This window comes from Streptomyces sp. NEAU-sy36 (assembly GCF_013423905.1).
Lineage (GTDB): Bacteria > Actinomycetota > Actinomycetes > Streptomycetales > Streptomycetaceae > Streptomyces > Streptomyces misionensis.
Genome location: NZ_CP058977.1, coordinates 2,846,942 through 2,862,310, shown reverse-complemented (window position 1 = coordinate 2,862,310; position 15,369 = coordinate 2,846,942). Strand labels below are relative to the sequence as shown.

19 protein-coding genes are annotated in these 15,369 nt (G+C 74.1%); 9 read left to right on the top strand and 10 right to left on the bottom strand.

Translation table 11 applies throughout. The features are described from left to right. Positions 1–6 precede the first annotated feature (6 nt). From HZZ00_RS13180 to HZZ00_RS13170, 3 genes are read left to right on the top strand one after another with little or no spacing between them, the layout of a single operon-like run. Positions 7–585: a TetR/AcrR family transcriptional regulator gene (locus tag HZZ00_RS13180; RefSeq protein ID WP_180332354.1), complete on the top strand. Its 579-nt coding sequence runs from the start codon at positions 7–9 to the stop codon at positions 583–585. Between the two features lie 14 nt (positions 586–599). Beyond that, positions 600–941: a hypothetical protein gene (locus tag HZZ00_RS13175; RefSeq protein WP_180332353.1), complete on the top strand. Its 342-nt coding sequence runs from the start codon at positions 600–602 to the stop codon at positions 939–941. Further along, positions 938–1,846 (top strand): phosphotriesterase, encoded by a 909-nt coding sequence (locus HZZ00_RS13170; RefSeq protein WP_180332352.1) that lies wholly within the window; start codon positions 938–940, stop codon positions 1,844–1,846. Before HZZ00_RS13175 ends, HZZ00_RS13170 begins: the two co-directional genes overlap by 4 nt. An 18-nt stretch (positions 1,847–1,864) precedes the next feature. On the opposite strand, the gene HZZ00_RS13165 is transcribed toward HZZ00_RS13170, so the two are convergent. Beyond that, complete coding sequence (locus HZZ00_RS13165; RefSeq protein WP_180332351.1) at positions 1,865–3,100, bottom strand: ROK family protein; 1,236 nt, start codon at positions 3,098–3,100, stop codon at positions 1,865–1,867. Positions 3,101–3,147: 47 nt separating this feature from the next. Beyond that, positions 3,148–3,870 (bottom strand): alpha-ketoglutarate-dependent dioxygenase AlkB, encoded by a 723-nt coding sequence (locus tag HZZ00_RS13160; protein WP_180332350.1) that lies wholly within the window; start codon positions 3,868–3,870, stop codon positions 3,148–3,150. Positions 3,871–3,966: 96 nt separating this feature from the next. On the opposite strand from HZZ00_RS13160, the gene HZZ00_RS13155 reads away from it, so the two are divergent. Both HZZ00_RS13155 and HZZ00_RS13150 read left to right on the top strand, forming a co-directional pair. Next, entirely contained in the window at positions 3,967–5,100 is a 1,134-nt protein-coding gene (locus tag HZZ00_RS13155) for a methyltransferase (protein WP_180333488.1), read from the top strand. 39 nt (positions 5,101–5,139) lie between these two features. Then, complete coding sequence (locus tag HZZ00_RS13150; RefSeq protein WP_180332349.1) at positions 5,140–5,706, top strand: GNAT family N-acetyltransferase; 567 nt, start codon at positions 5,140–5,142, stop codon at positions 5,704–5,706. Between the two features lie 224 nt (positions 5,707–5,930). On the opposite strand, the gene HZZ00_RS13145 is transcribed toward HZZ00_RS13150, so the two are convergent. From HZZ00_RS13145 to HZZ00_RS13135, 3 genes are read right to left on the bottom strand one after another with little or no spacing between them, the layout of a single operon-like run. Next, positions 5,931–6,245, bottom strand: a complete 315-nt coding sequence (locus HZZ00_RS13145) for a hypothetical protein (RefSeq protein WP_180332348.1) — start codon at positions 6,243–6,245, stop codon at positions 5,931–5,933. A gap of 35 nt (positions 6,246–6,280) precedes the next feature. Next, on the bottom strand, positions 6,281–7,141 hold the full coding sequence (locus HZZ00_RS13140) for a class II fructose-bisphosphate aldolase (protein ID WP_180332347.1): 861 nt from the start codon (positions 7,139–7,141) through the stop codon (positions 6,281–6,283). 39 nt (positions 7,142–7,180) lie between these two features. Next, positions 7,181–8,083, bottom strand: coding sequence for an SIS domain-containing protein (locus HZZ00_RS13135; protein WP_180332346.1), 903 nt, complete (start codon positions 8,081–8,083; stop codon positions 7,181–7,183). Positions 8,084–8,234: 151 nt separating this feature from the next. Between HZZ00_RS13135 and HZZ00_RS13130 the strand changes: the two genes are divergently transcribed. Next, positions 8,235–9,014 (top strand): DeoR/GlpR family DNA-binding transcription regulator, encoded by a 780-nt coding sequence (locus HZZ00_RS13130; protein WP_180332345.1) that lies wholly within the window; start codon positions 8,235–8,237, stop codon positions 9,012–9,014. A 23-nt stretch (positions 9,015–9,037) separates the two neighbouring features. Here the strand turns inward: HZZ00_RS13130 and HZZ00_RS13125 are convergent, their stop codons facing one another. Both HZZ00_RS13125 and HZZ00_RS13120 read right to left on the bottom strand, forming a co-directional pair. Further along, positions 9,038–9,433: a luciferase family protein gene (locus HZZ00_RS13125; protein ID WP_180332344.1), complete on the bottom strand. Its 396-nt coding sequence runs from the start codon at positions 9,431–9,433 to the stop codon at positions 9,038–9,040. A gap of 216 nt (positions 9,434–9,649) precedes the next feature. Then, positions 9,650–10,096, bottom strand: a complete 447-nt coding sequence (locus HZZ00_RS13120) for a nuclear transport factor 2 family protein (protein WP_180332343.1) — start codon at positions 10,094–10,096, stop codon at positions 9,650–9,652. A gap of 176 nt (positions 10,097–10,272) precedes the next feature. Here HZZ00_RS13120 and HZZ00_RS13115 point away from each other — a divergent pair, with 176 nt between their 5' ends. The 3 genes from HZZ00_RS13115 (at position 10,273) to HZZ00_RS13105 (ending at position 13,587) form a co-directional block, all read left to right on the top strand. After that, a complete protein-coding gene (locus HZZ00_RS13115; RefSeq protein WP_257585773.1) occupies positions 10,273–11,436 on the top strand; it encodes an MFS transporter in 1,164 nt (387 codons plus the stop codon). Positions 11,437–11,654: 218 nt separating this feature from the next. Beyond that, positions 11,655–12,794, top strand: coding sequence for a tryptophan--tRNA ligase (gene trpS, locus HZZ00_RS13110; RefSeq protein ID WP_180332341.1), 1,140 nt, complete (start codon positions 11,655–11,657; stop codon positions 12,792–12,794). Positions 12,795–12,834: 40 nt separating this feature from the next. Next, positions 12,835–13,587 (top strand): maleylpyruvate isomerase family mycothiol-dependent enzyme, encoded by a 753-nt coding sequence (locus HZZ00_RS13105; protein WP_180332340.1) that lies wholly within the window; start codon positions 12,835–12,837, stop codon positions 13,585–13,587. Between the two features lie 7 nt (positions 13,588–13,594). On the opposite strand, the gene HZZ00_RS13100 is transcribed toward HZZ00_RS13105, so the two are convergent. From HZZ00_RS13100 to HZZ00_RS13090, 3 genes are all read right to left on the bottom strand, one after another. Next, positions 13,595–13,990, bottom strand: a complete 396-nt coding sequence (locus HZZ00_RS13100) for a MarR family winged helix-turn-helix transcriptional regulator (RefSeq protein ID WP_180332339.1) — start codon at positions 13,988–13,990, stop codon at positions 13,595–13,597. Between the two features lie 69 nt (positions 13,991–14,059). Continuing rightward, a complete protein-coding gene (locus HZZ00_RS13095; RefSeq protein WP_180332338.1) occupies positions 14,060–14,908 on the bottom strand; it encodes an NAD(P)H-binding protein in 849 nt (282 codons plus the stop codon). Then, positions 14,905–15,330 carry a nuclear transport factor 2 family protein gene (locus tag HZZ00_RS13090; protein ID WP_180332337.1) on the bottom strand — a complete coding sequence of 142 codons (426 nt, stop codon included), beginning with the start codon at positions 15,328–15,330 and terminating at the stop codon, positions 14,905–14,907. Before HZZ00_RS13090 ends, HZZ00_RS13095 begins: the two co-directional genes overlap by 4 nt. Positions 15,331–15,369 lie beyond the last annotated feature (39 nt).

Genomic DNA, 15,369 nt, shown 5'->3' with positions numbered 1-15,369 from the left:
ACCAGTATGTACACTGCTGGCATGAGCACCTCCGAACGACTGATCGAGTCCACCCGCGAGCTGCTGTGGGAGCGCGGGTACGTGGGCACCAGCCCCAAGGCGATCCTGGAGCGCGCGGGCGCCGGCCAGGGCAGCATGTACCACCACTTCAAGGGCAAGCCGGACCTCGCCCTGACGGCGATCCGGCGGACCGCCGAGGAGCTGCGGGCCGCGGCCGAGCGCGCCCTGGGCGGACCGGGCACGCCCTACGAGCGCATCGTGGCGTATCTGCGGCGCGAGCGCGCGGTGCTGCGCGGCTGTCCGATCGGCCGGCTGACCATGGACCCGGACGTGATGGCGAGCGACGAACTGCGCGCCCCGGTGGACGAGACGCTCACCTGGATCCGGGAACGGATCGCGGGAATCGTCGAAGAGGGCAAGGCGCAGGGGCAGTTCGCGCCGGAGCTGGACGGCGGGCAGATCGGCGCGGCCGTCCTCGCGACCGTGCAGGGCGGCTATGTGCTCGCCCGCGCCGCCGGTTCCCCGGCCGCCTTCGACACGGCCGTCGACGGCCTCCTCGCCCTGCTCGCACCGCGCACCGTCTGAGGAGGGGCGACTCGATGCACGCGCCGCGGTACGTGACGCCCCCGGCGGACCACGACACCGACGTCCGCCGCGCCCGCGCCGACCGGCTCGGGCATCCGCTGGACGACCGGGACGACGACCCCGGCCACGCCGAGGGCGCCGGCACCCGCGCGGGGTTCGCCGTACGGCGGCGGCAACCGGTCCCGTCGGGAGCCGACTTGGCGGCGCCGAGGGCGGCCGTCGGCCCGCACCACCGGGAGCCGGTCCGCTTCTCCCCCTGGGAGCACGACGTCCCCGAGGCCGAGGGCGGCCGCTTCCGGGTCCCGCGTCCGCCCGCCCCCGGGCGCGACCTGCTCCCCCGCGGCCGGCAGTGGTGAGCCGGGTCCGCACGGTCCTCGGCGACCTCGCTCCCGAGCGGCTGGGCGTCTGCGACGCGCACGACCATCTCTTCCTGCGCAGCAGGCAGTTGCCGGGTCAGGAGCTGGACGACGCCGACGCCGCACGGGCCGAGCTGGAGGCCTTCCGGGCGGCGGGCGGCGCGGCCGTCGTGCAGTGGACGCCGCACGGCATGGGGCGCCGGGCGGCCGACCTCGCCGGCCTGTCCCGGGCGACGGGGGTGCACCTGGTCTGCGCGACCGGGCTGCACCAGGCACCGCACACGGCACCGGAACGGGTGGCGCGGCTGCGGGGCCGGCTGGCGGAGGTGTTCGTCGCCGAACTGACCGAGGGCATCGGCACGACCGGCGTACGCGCCGGGCTGATCAAGGTGGCGGGCGGTTTCCACGCCCTCGACGAACACGCCCGCTGGACGATGACGGCGGCGGCCGAGGCACACCACGCCACCGGCGCGCCCATCGCCGTCCATCTGGAGCTGGGCACCGGTGCGCTCGACGTACTGGACCTGCTCTGCGGCGAGTTGGGGGTTCCCGGGGAGCGGGTGATCCTCGGCCATCTGAACCGCTTCCCCGATCCGGTGGTGCACCGGCAGGCCGCCGCGTCCGGCTGCTGGCTCGCCTTCGACGGTCCGTCCCGCGCCCACCACCCGACCGACTGGCGGATGCCGGCCGCCGTGCGGTCCCTCGCCGAGGCCGGGTACGGCGACCGGCTGCTGCTCGGCGGCGACACGGTGACCGCCGGGGCCCGCTCGGTCGACGGCGGGCCCGGGATGCCGTACCTGCTGCGGCGGGTACGGCCGCGGCTGGCGGAGGAGTTCGGGCAGGACCTGGTGGACCGGATCCTCACCGAGCACCCGTCGCGGGCGTTCGCGGTCGACTGGAAGTAGGCCGCACCGCCCGGGAGTTCAGCGCAGCGCGCCCAACGGGTCGTCCAGCACCGGCTGCCAGGCCAGTTCGGCCGCCCCGACCAGGCTGTTGTGGTCGAGGGTGCAGGGCAGGATCGGCACGCCGCCGCTCTGCCCCCACAGGCTGCGGTCGGCGACGACCGCGCGCAGCCGGCTCGGGTCGGCGCCCAGCAGGGTGCGATGCAGCCCGCCGAGGATGATGCGGTCGGGGTTCAGGATGTTGACGAGACCGGCGAGACCGAGCCCGAGCCGGTCGATCAGGGCCTCGGCGGCCCTGCGCACGGCGGGGTCGTCGTACTGGTTGAGCAGCAGGTCGTTGGCCTGCTGGAGCAGGGACACCTCGGGACCCGGATCGCGGCCCGCCTCCACGAGCAGCGCCAGCGGGTCCGCCTCCACATCCAGGCAGCCCCGGCCGCCGCAGTGACAGGGGCGGCCCTCGGGGTTGACGGTCAGGTGGCCGACCTCCAGGGCGAGCCCCGAACTGCCGGTGTGCAGCCGGCCGTCGAGGACCAGGGCGCCGCCGACGCCCCGGTGCCCGGTGGCCACGCACAGCAGGTCGCGGGCGCCCCGGCCGGCGCCGTGCCGGTGTTCGGCGAGCGCGGCGAGGTTGACGTCGTTGCCCGCGAAGGCGGGCCCGGTGATGCCCGCCGCGCGCACGCACTCGGCGAAGATGCGGCGGACGGGGGCGCCGACGGCCCAGGCCAGGTGAAGCGGGTTGAGGGCGAGGCCGTCGGGCTCGGCGACGGCGGACGGCACGGCGAGTCCGGCGCCGACACAGCGGCGGCCGGTGTCGCGCAGCAGTTCCGCGCCCGCCTCGACGACCGAGCCGAGCACCTTCGCCGGGTCGGCCTCCACGGTCTGGCAGCCGGGCGCGGTGGCCACGATCCGCCCGCCGAGGCCGACCAGCGCGGCCCGGAAGCCGTCGGCGTGCACCTGCGCGGCCAGCGCCACCGGGCCGTCCTCGGCGACGTCCAGCCGGTGCGAGGGGCGGCCCTGGGAGCCGGCCGCGGCGGCCGGCCGGACGTCCACCCGGATCAGACCGAGGGCCTCCAGCTCGGCGGCGACCGCCCCGGCCGTGGCCCGGGTGACGCCGAGTTCCGCGGTGAGCACCGCCCGGGTCGGCGCCCGCCCGGTGTGCACCAGCTCCAGCGCGGGGCCGAGCGCGCCCCGCCCCCGGTCCAGCCGCGCCCTGGTGGTCCTCTCCCCCGCCGCCCGGGGTTCCGCCTTGCCGCTCATGAGGGCGAGTCTCCCATGATCCGCATCCCCGGTGGCCCGCGCCGCCGTCACAGCCCGCTCACCCGCAGGGTGATGTTCAGCCGCCCGGCCAGGCCCAGCCAGGGCGGTGCCGTGCCCGGGTGGACGCGGGGCACGCCGTGGTAGGCGGTGCGGGCCGGTCCGCCGAAGACGAACAGGTCGCCGCTGCGCAGCTGCACGTCGGTGTAGGGCCGGGTCCGGGTCGCGGTGTTGCCGAAGCGGAAGACACAGGCGTCGCCGAGGCTCAGCGAGACCACGGGCGCGTCCGCGCGTTCGTCGCTGTCGCGGTGCATGCCCATGTGCGCGGCACCGTCGTAGAAGTTGATCAGCGCGATGTCGTACGGGGCGCCGGGTACGGCGTCCGGGCCGAGTGTCTCGGCCACCGCGCGCCGGGCCAGCTCGCCGAGCCGGTCCGGGAAGGGCTTGACGGGGGCGCCGTCGCCGTCGAGGGCCGTGCGGGTGTAGGCGTACGGATACGAGTGCGGTCCGGGGCACTCGGGGTTGTCCCGTACGGCCCGCCCGCACTCGGGGCAGGCGCGTACGACGCCCCAGTGCAGGCCGAGGCAGACCTGGCGGGCGGTCATGGTGCCGCCGCCCGGGGTGCGCACGGTGCGCAGTCCGGCGGGGGGCCGCGCCCAGTCCCGGCAGGCGGCGAGCAGCTCGCGCTGCCGCTCGGCGGGCAGCCAGTCCGGCAGGTGCACGGCGCCGGGCGCGAGGTCCGCGCGCCCACGGGGGAACAGTTCCGCGTCCACCTCCCCATCCTGCCCCACCGGCCCACCCCGGGGCCCCTCCCGTGCCAAGGGGCCTGAGCTGCGGTTCCGCTAGCCTGGAGCGCGATGAGCGACCGTATGACGACACCGTGGGGCGAGGTCGAGCTGTCCCGCTTCCCCGAGGATCCCCGCGACCGGCTGCGTGCCTGGGACGCCTCCGACGCCTATCTGCTGCGGCACCTGGCCGAGGAGCAGGTGCCGCTCACCGGGCAGGTGGTGGTGCTCGGGGACCGCTGGGGCGCGCTGGCCACGGCGCTGGCGGAGCACCGGCCGAGCCAGATCACCGACTCGTTCCTGGGCCAGGAGGCGACCCGCGCCAATCTGGCGCGGGCGGGTGTCGAACCCGGCGCCGTGCCGCTGCTGACCACCCAGGACCGGCCGCCCGAGCGGGTGGACGTGCTGCTGGTGCGGGTGCCGAAGAGCCTCGCGCTGCTGGAGGACCAGCTGCTGCGGCTGGCGCCGGCCGTGCACGCGGGCACGGTGGTGATCGGCACCGGCATGGTGAAGGAGATCCACACCTCCACGCTTCAGCTCTTCGAGCGGATTCTCGGTCCCACCCGGACGTCGCTGGCCCGCCAGAAGGCCCGGCTGATCTTCTGCACGCCCGACCCGGCGCTGCGCCGGCCCGCCAATCCGTGGCCGTACGTCTACGACCTCCCGGACGGCGTCGGCGCGATCTCGGGTCGCCCGGTCGTCAACCACGCGGGCGTCTTCTGCGCCGAACGGCTGGACATCGGCACCCGCTTCCTCCTCCGGCACCTCCCCGGCCCGGGTCCGGCCCGCGTGGTGGACCTGGGCTGCGGCAACGGGGTGGTCGGTACGGCGCTGGCGCTCGCCGACCCGGCCGCCGAAGTGCTCTTCGTGGACGAGTCGTTCCAGGCGGTGGCCTCGGCGGAGGCCACCTACAAGGCCAACGGTGTGCCCGGACACGCCGAATTCCGCGTCGGCGACGGACTCACCGGGGTGGCCCCCGACAGCGTGGACCTCGTGCTGAACAACCCCCCGTTCCACTCCCATCAGGCGACCACCGACGCGACGGCCCGCCGCATGTTCACCGGAGCACGGCGGGTGCTGCGGGCCGGGGGCGAGTTGTGGGTGATCGGCAATCGGCACCTGGGCTATCACGTGACACTGAAGCGGATCTTCGGCAACTGCGAACTGGTCGCCAGCGACCCGAAGTTCGTGCTGCTGAGGGCGGTGAAGAGGAGCTGACCGCACTGGCTCGGCCTCGGGCTGGCTAGGCTGCCGGCCATGACCACCGGTATGACCACTGAGCCCGTCATCCTCGACGCCGAGGAGCTGACTTCCGATCCGGCACTGGAGGCCCGGTTCGCGGAGTCGGCCCACCGGATCCTGGCGGACCTGGTCGGCGGAGGTGCCGCGCTGGGCTGGATTGAACCACCCTCGCGGGATGACGTGGTGGAGCTTCTCGGCCACGTCGTCTCCGCGGTGCGGGCCGGGGACGCGGCCCTGCGTGCCGCTTACCTCGACCGTCGGCTTGTCGGGTTGGGCTACTGGCTGCGCTACACCCGGCCGACCCATCGGCCACACGCCGATCTGGAGAAGATCGCGGTGGATGCCGCTGCCCATGGTCGTGGCGTCGGCCGCGCACTGACCGCCGCCTTGATCGCCGACGCGCGGGAGGCGGGGATCGAGGTCCTCACCCTGGACGCCCGTGGCGACAACACCGCGGCCCTGCGCCTCTACCGGTCGCTGGGCTTCACCGAATACGGCCGTCTCCCCGACTTCGTCGCCGTCGGCGAACGCCGCTACGACAAGGTCTTCCACATGCTGGACTTCCGCCGGCGAAGCAGCTGACCACTGCGACGTACACGGCGGTGCGCGCCGGCCGTGCCTTCGCCTCCAGGACGGCCGCCCCGCTGCGGCGGGTCAGCCGCGGGTGCATCCCTCACGCAAGGCCGGTCCCCGGCCCGTTTCCCGGCCTGCGGACCGGGCACGGCTCAGCCCCGGTCACCGTGTCGGTGAGCACCATGCGGCGACGGGCCGGCCCGCGAGGCGCCGTGGGGGCGCCAGCCCCGTGGTCAGCACGGTGGTTCGGTGGAGTGGGCACCGCCCCGGGTGGGTGGGGCCGGTCTGGTCCTCGGCTGCTGGAGGACTCGTACGGCGTCTTCGACGCGGCCGAGGCGGACCCCGGAGCGCAGCAGTCCGAACGCCTCGCCGCTGCCGCCGTGGCGGGCCGGCAGGCGCGCGAAGAAGACCAGCGCCGGCCGGTCACCGGCCTGCGCGTACGGGCGGGCCGGCGCGATCGCCTCCGCCGCCCGGCCCCAGCCCTCCAGCAGCTCCGCCCCGGCTTGCGCCACCGGCCACCAGTTCGTGGCGATGCACGGAGCGAGCACCGCCAACGCCCGTCCCGAAGGGGCGAAGCGCCACGTCAGTCCCGACCCTCCCCGAGCACCCCGATGATCCGCCGCACCTCCTCGGCCATCGCCTCCCGCCCCACGCTGAGGTATTTGCGGGAGTCGACCGCCTCCGGATGCGCGGCGAGGAACTCCCGGATCGCCCCGGTCATGGCGATGTTGAGCGCCGTACCCACGTTGACCTTGGCGATGCCGCCCGCGACCGCCGCCACCAGGCCGTCGTCCGGCACCCCGGAGGACCCGTGCAGCACCAGTGGCACGGACAGCGCGGCGGACAGCTGTTTGAGCAGGGCGTGGTCGAGGGCGGCGGTACGGGTCGTCATGGCGTGGCTGCTGCCGACGGCGACGGCGAGGGCGTCGACCCCGGTCCCGGCGACGAAGTCCCGTGCCTGGGCGGGGTCGGTACGGGCACCGGGCGCATGGGCGTCCAGCGGCGGCCGTCCGTCCTTGCCGCCGACCTCTCCCAACTCGGCCTCGATGTGGAGCCCTTGGGAGTGGGCCCAGTCCGCCGCGGCCCGGGTCGCGGCGAGGTTGTCGGCGTAGGGCAGCCGGGCCGCGTCGTACATCACCGAGCTGAAGCCGGCGTCCGGCGCCTGCCGCAGCAGGTCGTCGCTCTGCACATGGTCCAGGTGCAACGCCACCGGAATCGCGGCGCGTTCGGCGGCGGCAGTGGCGGCACGGGCCAGCGGCAGCAGCCGCCCGTACCGGAACTTGACCGCGTTCTCGCTGACCTGGAGGACGACGGGGGCGCCGGCCGCCTCGGCACCGGCGATGACGGCTTCGACGTGTTCCAGTGTGATGACGTTGAACGCGGCGACGGCACTGCGGGCTTCGGCGGCACGGGTCACCAGCTCGCCGGTGGACGCGAGGGGCACTTCGGGTGTCCTTCCGGGGCGCGGTACGGCGGGGACGGGTCAGGCGGTCTCGGCGGCGTCCGAGGTCAGGATCACCGAGCGGGTGAGGTGGCGGGGCCGGTCGGGGTCGAGTCCCCGCGCGGCGGCGACGGCGACCGCGAGCCGCTGGGCGCGGACGAGTTCGGCGAGCGGGTCGAGGCCGCCGCCGATCCACAACCCGCCGGTCTCGCGGACCTGTTCGGCGAGCCCCTCGGGTGCCTCGCCGAACATCCACGCGGCCCTGCCCGCCGTGGTGATGCTGATCGGGCCGTGCCGGTACTCCATCGCCGGGTAGGCCTCGGTCCAGGAGAGGGAGGCCTCGCGCATCTTCAGCCCGGCCTCGTTGGCGAGCCCGACCGTCCAGCCGCGCCCCAGGAAGGTGAACTGGGTGCACGCGACCAGCTCGCGGGGAAGGTCGGTGGTGAGCGCGGTGCGGGCGTCGGCGACGACGGAGTCCGTGTGCAGGCCGAGATGGGCGCGCAGGAGGGTAAGGGCGGTGGTGGCGAACCGGGTCTGGACGACGGAGCGCTCGTCCGCGAAGTCCAGGACGACGAGATCGTCGGCGGCGGTCATCACGGGCGTCGCGGGGTCGGCGGTGACGGCCGTGGTCCGGGTCCCCGTCCCCTTCAGCCGGCCGAGCAGATCGAGCACCTCGGTGGTGGTGCCGGAGCGGGTCAGGGCGACCACCCGGTCGTACGACCGTCCGTGCGGGAACTCGGAGGCGGCGAACGCGTCGGTCTCGCCCTGTCCCGCGCCCTCGCGCAGTGCGGCCACCGACTGCGCCATGAAGTAGGAGGTCCCGCAGCCCACGACGGCGACCCGTTCGCCCGGCGCCGGCAGCGCGTCCCGGTGCCGCCCCGCCTCCTCGGCCGCTCGTGTCCAGCACGTGGGCTGACTGGTCAGCTCGTCCTCGACATGGGTCATCTGCCCACATCCTCCCCTGGCCTGGATGATTGTTCCTGCAAGATATAGCGAGCTTTCAAGCACAATCAAGCATTTCGGTGGGCGCGGGGGCGCACCACGGGGGTGCGCTAGGGTCACGGCTCGAAGAACGACCGGAGAACGGAGGCCGCGGATGTCCCGGGACGCCCGCTGGAAGGCGCTGCTGGAGCTGCTCGTGGAGCGCGGCCGGCTGGACGTCGAGGAGGCGGCGGCGGAGCTGGCGGTGTCGGCGGCGACGATCCGCCGGGACTTCGACCAGCTGGCCGAGCAGCAGATGCTGGTCCGCACCCGGGGCGGCGCGGTGGTGCACGGGGTGTCCTACGAGCTGCCGCTGCGCTACAAGACGGCCCGCCGCGCCTCCGAGAAGCAGCGCATCGCCCGGGCGGTGGCCGAACTGGTCGCACCGGGCGAGGCGGTGGGGCTGACCGGTGGCACGACCACCACGGAGGTGGCCCGCGCCCTGGCCGTGCGCGGCGATCTGGCTTCCGGCTCCCCGGCGCTGACCGTGGTCACCAACGCGCTCAACATCGCCAACGAGCTGGCCGTGCGGCCCCAGTTCAAGATCGTGGTCACCGGAGGGGTGGCCCGGCCGCAGTCGTACGAGCTGATCGGCCCGCTCGCGGACGGGGTGCTCGGGCAGATCAGGCTGGACGTGGCGGTGCTCGGAGTGGTCGCCTTCGACGTGACGCACGGCGCGGCGGCGCACGACGAGGCGGAGGCGGCGATCAACCGGCTGCTGTGCGAGCGCGCCGAACGCGTGGTGGTCGCCGCGGACTCCAGCAAGCTGGGCCGGCGGGCGTTCGCCCGGATCTGCCCCGCGCACCTGGTGGACACGCTGGTGACGGACGCGACGGCGGACCCGGAGACGGTCCGCCGCTTCGAGGAGGCCGGGATCCGGGTCGTCACCGTCTGACACCGCGCGGTGCCCGGCCGTCCTCAGAACGCCCCGAGATCCGCCTTCACGAACCCGGCGCCGCGCTGGTCGTTGCACCCGACCAGTGGCCGTTCGACCGGGTCGGACGGGACCTGCTGCGCCTGGAGCGCCACGCTGACCAGGGTCAGCAGCAGATCCACGTCGCTCGCGGCGTCGAGGCGCAGGGTCACCCACTGCGAGCCGGGCACGATCCTGATCGCACCCGTGTGTCTGAGGTCTTTCGCGAACCGGCGGATCGCCCGGTCGGTCAGCCGCAGATCGACATCGCGCTCGGAGTGGAAGTGGACGATCTCACCCTTGGCGGAGCTCACCGCCTGTCCCTGACCGCAGCTCGGCACGGCCTGTCTCAGGTCCGGCCAGGTCGCCAATTGCGCGAGCGCGCGCGAGGCCAACGTCATGGGCCCATCATGACGCGCTCACCCCGTTGCAACCAGCGCGTGAGCAAGCATTAACCGACCTGTATCCGCGCCGGATTCATCCACCCATACACACGTACGAGCGTAAACCGGCCACCGCGTCCGGAACTTGACCGTCGTCCGTCGAAATCCCCGCCGCCGGACCCGACTTCAAGGTCAGGTGACGGGCAGCGACTTCGGGGTCAGGCGGCAGGCAGCTCACCGCCGGGTCCAACCGCGCAAGTGCCCGCTCACGTCCCCCACCAGGTGGATGCGCACGCGCCGCTCCGCGAACCGCCATGTCCCGTCCCGGAGTTGGAAGCGGTCGGCGTACCGGCCGGCGGCGATGGGCCGCAAGGGCAGCTCGGGCAGGGCCTGGAAGACGGTAACGTAGGAGCGCGCGGCGGCGGTGCCCGCGGCCGCGTCCACCTCCACGGCGACATTCGTCGTGGCGTGGTGGGTACGCGGTGTGCCGTCCTCGTACAGGATCACGGTGTCCCGAAGCATCCTCTCGACGCCCTCGCTCCCCCGCACCGGACCACCGCTCCCGATGAACACGGCGTCGGCGAACAGCGCGCCGACCCCGGCGAAGTCACCGTCGTCGACCAACTCCGCGTATCTGGCGATCAGGTTCGTGACTGCGGACGTGCCCGCGGCTGCGCTCATGACACGCGAGGGTACGACCCCCGGTCCACCGCACACCGGGAAGCGAGAAGCGAGTCATGACCGCCCGATCACCGGCCGCCGGCCGCGCGACCCGGCCCTCACCCCTTGCCCCACTTCCCGGCCCACCCTACGCTGACTTTGTGCCGCTAATAAACAAAACCCGAACGCACAGCGTCGTGCCGGGCCGGGAACTCGTCGGGCTGCGGGTCGCGATCACCGCGTTCTTCGCCTTGGACGGGTTCATCTTCTCGGGCTGGGTGGTGCGCATCCCGGACATCAAGCACCAGACCCACGCCTCCGCCGGAGCCCTCGGACTCGCCCTGCTCGGGGTGTCCGCGGGGGCCGTGCTCACCATGACCATGACCGGCCGCCTGTGCCGGCGCTACGGCAGCCATCCGGTGACCGTGGTCTGCATGACCGTCCTGGCGCTCAGCGTCGCCCTGCCCCCGCTGACCCGTTCCGTGGCCGCGCTCGGTGCCGTCCTGCTGCTCTTCGGCGCGGCCTACGGGGGCGTGAACGTCGCGTTCAACAGCGCGGCCGTCGACCTCGTCGCCGCCGTGCGCCGGCCCATCATGCCCAGCTTCCACGCCGCGTTCAGCCTCGGCGGGATGGTCGGCGCGGGGGTCGGCGGGCTGGTCGCCGGACACCTCTCCCCCACCCGGCACCTGCTCGGGATCACCGTGGTCGGACTGCTGGTCACGGCCGTCGCCGGGCGCGCTCTGCTGCGGTACGAACCTCCGGAGGCGGACCGCGCGAGGCCGCCGGAGGCCGGGGAGGACCCGGCGCCGCGCGGCGGCCGGCGGGGACTCGTCGTCGTCTTCGGGCTGGTCGCGCTGTGCACCGCGTACGGCGAGGGGGCCATGGCCGACTGGGGCGCCCTCCACCTCAAGCAGGACCTGACCGCGTCCGCGGGCACGGCGGCGGCCGGGTACGCCTGCTTCACGCTGGCCATGACCATCGGCCGGCTCACGGGGTCGGCGCTGCTGGCGCGCCTCGGCCGGGCCCGTACGGTGATCGCCGGGGGCTCCGTGGCGGCCGCGGGCATGCTGCTCGGCTCACTCGCGCCGTCGCTCTGGGCGGCGCTGGCCGGCTTCGCCGTGACCGGGCTGGGACTCGCCAACCTCTTCCCGGTCGCCGTGGAGCGGGCCGGCGCCCTGGCCGGGCCCTCCGGGGTCGCCGTCGCCTCCACCCTGGGATACGGCGGCATGCTGCTGGGGCCTCCCACGATCGGCTTCATGGCCGACTGGTTCTCCCTGCCCACCGCGCTGACCAGCGTGGCCGCGCTGGCCGCCGTGGCCGCCGCCATCGGGGTCGCGACGCGCCGCGTGATGAACGGCTGAGCCTTCGGGCAGGACCGCGCTGGCCGGGCGCGGCCTGCCCCGGTACACTGCCCGCATGCATCTTTCGTCGTGTCTGTGCTGGTGGCGCTCCTCGTAGGAGCGGCCGCCACGCAGGCATGAACCGGGGCCGTTCGTCATGGACGGCCCTTTTCCGTGTCCCTGGAAGCCAGGGGTCCGGCCGTCCCGACGGCCCTGCCGACCCACCACCAGGAGACCGCATGACCACCCACCCGCAGACCGCACCGGCCGCGCACCCCGAGACCGCCGCGGTCCCCGAGACCGGCGAGGGACCCGCGGCGCCCGACGCGCTCGGAACGTCCGCCGCGCAGACCCGCAGCGCGGAGCTGGAGAAGCTGATCGCCGAGGAGCCGGGGCGGTTCCGGGTGCTGACCGGCGACCGGCCCACCGGCAGACTGCACCTCGGCCACTACTTCGGCACCCTGCACAACCGGGTCCGGCTGCAGGACCTCGGCGTGGAACTGTTCGTGATCGTCGCCGACTACCAGGTGCTGACCGACCGGGACGTCGCGGACGACCTCAAGGGGCACGTCGAGGAGCTGGTCCTCGACCACCTCGCCATCGGCGTGGACCCGGAGCGCAGCACGATCTTCACGCACAGCGCCGTCCCCGCGCTCAACCAGCTGATGCTGCCGTTCCTCAGCCTCGTCTCCGTCGCCGAGCTGAACCGCAACCCCACCGTCAAGGACGAGATCGCGCACTCCCGCCAGTCCGCCGTCAGCGGGCTGATGTTCACCTATCCCGTGCACCAGGCGGCCGACATCCTCTTCTGCAAGGCGAACCTGGTGCCCGTCGGCCAGGACCAGCTCCCCCACCTGGAGATCACCCGCACCATCGCCCGCCGCTTCAACGACCGCTACGGGCAGGGCGGTCCGGTCTTCCCCCGGCCCGAGGCCCTGCTGTCCAGCGCCCCGCTGCTGCTCGGCACGGACGGCACCAAGATGAGCAAGAGCCGGGGCAACGCCATCACCCTGGCCGCCGACGCCGACGAGACCGCGCGGCTGCTCAAGGGCGCCAAGACCGACTCCGAACGGCACATCACCTACGACCCGGCGGGCCGCCCCGAGGTCGCCTCGCTGCTGCTGCTCGCGGCGCTGTGCCAGGACCGGACGCCCGAGGAGGTGGCCGGCGACATCGGTTCCGCGGGCGCGGCGGCGCTGAAGAAGACCGTGACGGAGGCGGTCAACGAGTACCTGGCGCCGATCCGCGCACGCCGGGCCGAGTACGCCCGGGACCGTGCCCAGATCCGCCGCATCCTGCGCGAGGGCAACGAGCGGGCCAACGCCGTGGCCGACGCCACCCTCGCCGAAGTGCGTGCCGCGATGAACAGCGACTACTGACACCATGGTCCGGCGAGGGACACTCGGGCACACTCGCCCCATGGAGACTGCCGACTTCCTCGAAACCCTCGAACGCGAGGGCCTGTCGCTCGCCTCGGCCGCCGCGCGGGCCGGTACCGACGCCAAGGTGCCGACCTGCCCCGACTGGCAGGTGCGCGATCTGCTGCGGCACACGGGCGCCGTCCACCGGTGGGCCGCGGGCTTCGTCGCCGAGGGGCGGGGCGAGCCCCGGCCCATGGGCGAGGCGCCGGACCTCGACGGGGCCGAGCTGGTGGCCTGGTACGCCGACAGCCACCGGCAGTTGGTGGACACCCTGGCCGCCGCCCCCGCCGACCTGGAGTGCTGGACCTTCCTGCCGCTGCCGGACCTCCCGCCCCTGGCGTTCTGGGCGAGGCGGCAGGCGCACGAGACGACCGTGCACCGGTACGACGCCGAGGCGGCCCGGGGCGGGGCGCCCTCCCCGATCGACGCGGACTTCGCGGTCGACGGCATCGACGAGTTGCTGCTCGGCTTCCACGCCCGGTCCCGGAGCCGGGTGCGGACGCCGGAGCCGAAGGCGCTGCGAGTCCGCGCCACCGACGCGGCGGACGGAACGCGGGACGCGGTGTGGACCGTACGGCTCACCGCGCACGCCGCACCGGTGGCGACCCGCGGGGCGGCCGGCGACGCGGACGCCGAACTCTCCGGCCCCGCCGACCGGTTGTACCTCGCACTGTGGAACCGCGAACCGGTGCCGCGGGTCACCGGGGACCGCTCGCTCGCCACCTTGTGGCGGGAGACGTCCGGGATCTGACGTCCCGTCAGTCGCCGTCGGCCAGCATCCTGGCCAGTACCGCGCGCTGCACCGGCCGTATCTCCGCGTGCAGCGCGCGGCCCTTCGCGGTGAGGGCCACCCGTACGCCCCTGCGGTCCTCCGCGCACATGGCCCGCTCCACCAGCCCCTCTTTCTCCAGGCGGCCGATGAGCCGGGACAGCGCGCTCTGGGTGAGGTGCACGCGCTCGGAGATCTTCTGGATGCGGTGGGCCCGGCGGGCCGCTCCCCCGCTCTGGGCCAGGAGGTCGAGGACCTCGAAGTCGCTGGCGCACAGGCCGTGGGCCTGCAGCGTCCGGTCCAGTTCGCACTGGGTCCTGGCATGCAGGGCACGAATGTCCCGCCACCGTTCCACGAGTGCCTGCTCGTCCGTCTTCGGCGCCATCAACGCACCGTAGCAGCACCATGGTTGGGTAAAAAACGGTGGCACCGGACCGCGCGGAGCACCGGCCCGTCAGCCGGTCACCGGCGCCTCCCGCTCCAGGAGGGCCCGGAAGGAGCCCGGCGGCCGGCCGGTGACGCGCCGGACGGTGTCGGTGACGCGGTCCTCCGCGCCCTCCGCGATGGCACGGTCCAGGCCGGCCAGGATGGCGGCGAACTCCGCCGGGAGGTGGTCCGCGAGCCGATCGCGCAACTGCTCGCAGGTCAGCCGCTGGTGGACCACGCGCCGGCCGGTGACCTCGGTGAGGATCGCGGCGATGTCGTCGTGGCCGAGGGCCTCGGGTCCGGTGAGGACGAGATCGGTGCCGGGCGCCCGCTCGTCGGTCAGGGCGCGGACGGCGACGGCCGCGATGTCCTCGGCGTCGACGAACCCGACCCGGCCGCCGCCGGTGGCGGTGCGGATGACGCCCTCCTCGCGGATGCTCACCGCGTGCGGGTGGGTGCCGATGAAGTTCTGCATGAACCAGGAGGGCCGCAACACCGCCCACTCGTCGAACAGTTCGGGCAGGGCCTGGTGCACCTGTCCCACGGCGGGGCCGCCCTCGGGGACGGCCGAGGAGCTGAGCAGCACCGCCCGGCGCACTCCGGCGGCGCGGGCGCGCCGCAGGAACGGCAGCATGACCGCCGCGGGGTCGGGATCGCCCACGGGCGGCACCAGGTAGACGCGGTCGGCTCCGTCGAGGGCGGCGGTGTGGGTGGCGGAGTCGTACCAGTCGAAGACGACCGGTTCGGCTCCGGCGACCGCGGCGGCGCGGCGCGCGGCCGCCCTGACGCGGTGGCCCTCCGCCGTCAGCCGCGCCACGGTGCGGTTGCCGGTGGTGCCGGTGGCGCCGATGACCAGTGTGGTGCCGGTGGTGGTCATCGGTCGCTCCCGGTGAAGCCGACGCCGGGTTCGAGGACGGCGAGCGGGTTCCAGTAGTCGCGGTAGCCGGTGATGCGCCCGTCCCGGACGGTCACGACGGCGATGTACGTCATGTCGTAGGGGGCGCCGGTCTCCACCAGGCGGCCGACGCCGCGCATCTCGGCCACGATGGTCTCCGGGTCGGTGGTCTCGTGGATCCGCAGGTCGGGGAAGTCCCGCAGATCGATGTGGTCGGGGTAGTGGCGCATATAGGCGGCGACGGCCTCCTTGCCCGCCAGGCGCCGGGGCCATCCCTCGGGGGCGAAGGGGAACTCCATCAGGCCGTCCTCGGCCCACAGGTCGACCCACGCGGGGATGTCCTTGTCGAGCAGGAGTCGCAGGCCGTGGCGGTACAGCTCCGCCGGGGAAGTCGGTGCGGACACGGGTATCCTCCAGTCCATAGAATACGGACCCTGGGTCCG

Bases quoted from the DNA above. Each gene is read 5' to 3' on its own strand.
- HZZ00_RS13180 (WP_180332354.1), top strand. From the start codon at position 7: ATGTACACTGCTGGCATGAGCACCTCCGAACGACTGATCGAGTCCACC.
- HZZ00_RS13175 (WP_180332353.1), top strand. From the start codon at position 600: ATGCACGCGCCGCGGTACGTGACGCCCCCGGCGGACCACGACACCGAC.
- HZZ00_RS13165 (WP_180332351.1), bottom strand. From the start codon at position 3,100: ATGAGCGGCAAGGCGGAACCCCGGGCGGCGGGGGAGAGGACCACCAGG.
- HZZ00_RS13155 (WP_180333488.1), top strand. From the start codon at position 3,967: ATGACGACACCGTGGGGCGAGGTCGAGCTGTCCCGCTTCCCCGAGGAT.
- HZZ00_RS13150 (WP_180332349.1), top strand. From the start codon at position 5,140: ATGACCACCGGTATGACCACTGAGCCCGTCATCCTCGACGCCGAGGAG.
- HZZ00_RS13135 (WP_180332346.1), bottom strand. From the start codon at position 8,083: ATGACCCATGTCGAGGACGAGCTGACCAGTCAGCCCACGTGCTGGACA.
- HZZ00_RS13130 (WP_180332345.1), top strand. From the start codon at position 8,235: ATGTCCCGGGACGCCCGCTGGAAGGCGCTGCTGGAGCTGCTCGTGGAG.
- HZZ00_RS13125 (WP_180332344.1), bottom strand. From the start codon at position 9,433: ATGACGTTGGCCTCGCGCGCGCTCGCGCAATTGGCGACCTGGCCGGAC.
- HZZ00_RS13120 (WP_180332343.1), bottom strand. From the start codon at position 10,096: ATGAGCGCAGCCGCGGGCACGTCCGCAGTCACGAACCTGATCGCCAGA.
- trpS (WP_180332341.1), top strand. From the start codon at position 11,655: ATGACCACCCACCCGCAGACCGCACCGGCCGCGCACCCCGAGACCGCC.
- HZZ00_RS13105 (WP_180332340.1), top strand. From the start codon at position 12,835: ATGGAGACTGCCGACTTCCTCGAAACCCTCGAACGCGAGGGCCTGTCG.
- HZZ00_RS13100 (WP_180332339.1), bottom strand. From the start codon at position 13,990: ATGGCGCCGAAGACGGACGAGCAGGCACTCGTGGAACGGTGGCGGGAC.
- HZZ00_RS13095 (WP_180332338.1), bottom strand. From the start codon at position 14,908: ATGACCACCACCGGCACCACACTGGTCATCGGCGCCACCGGCACCACC.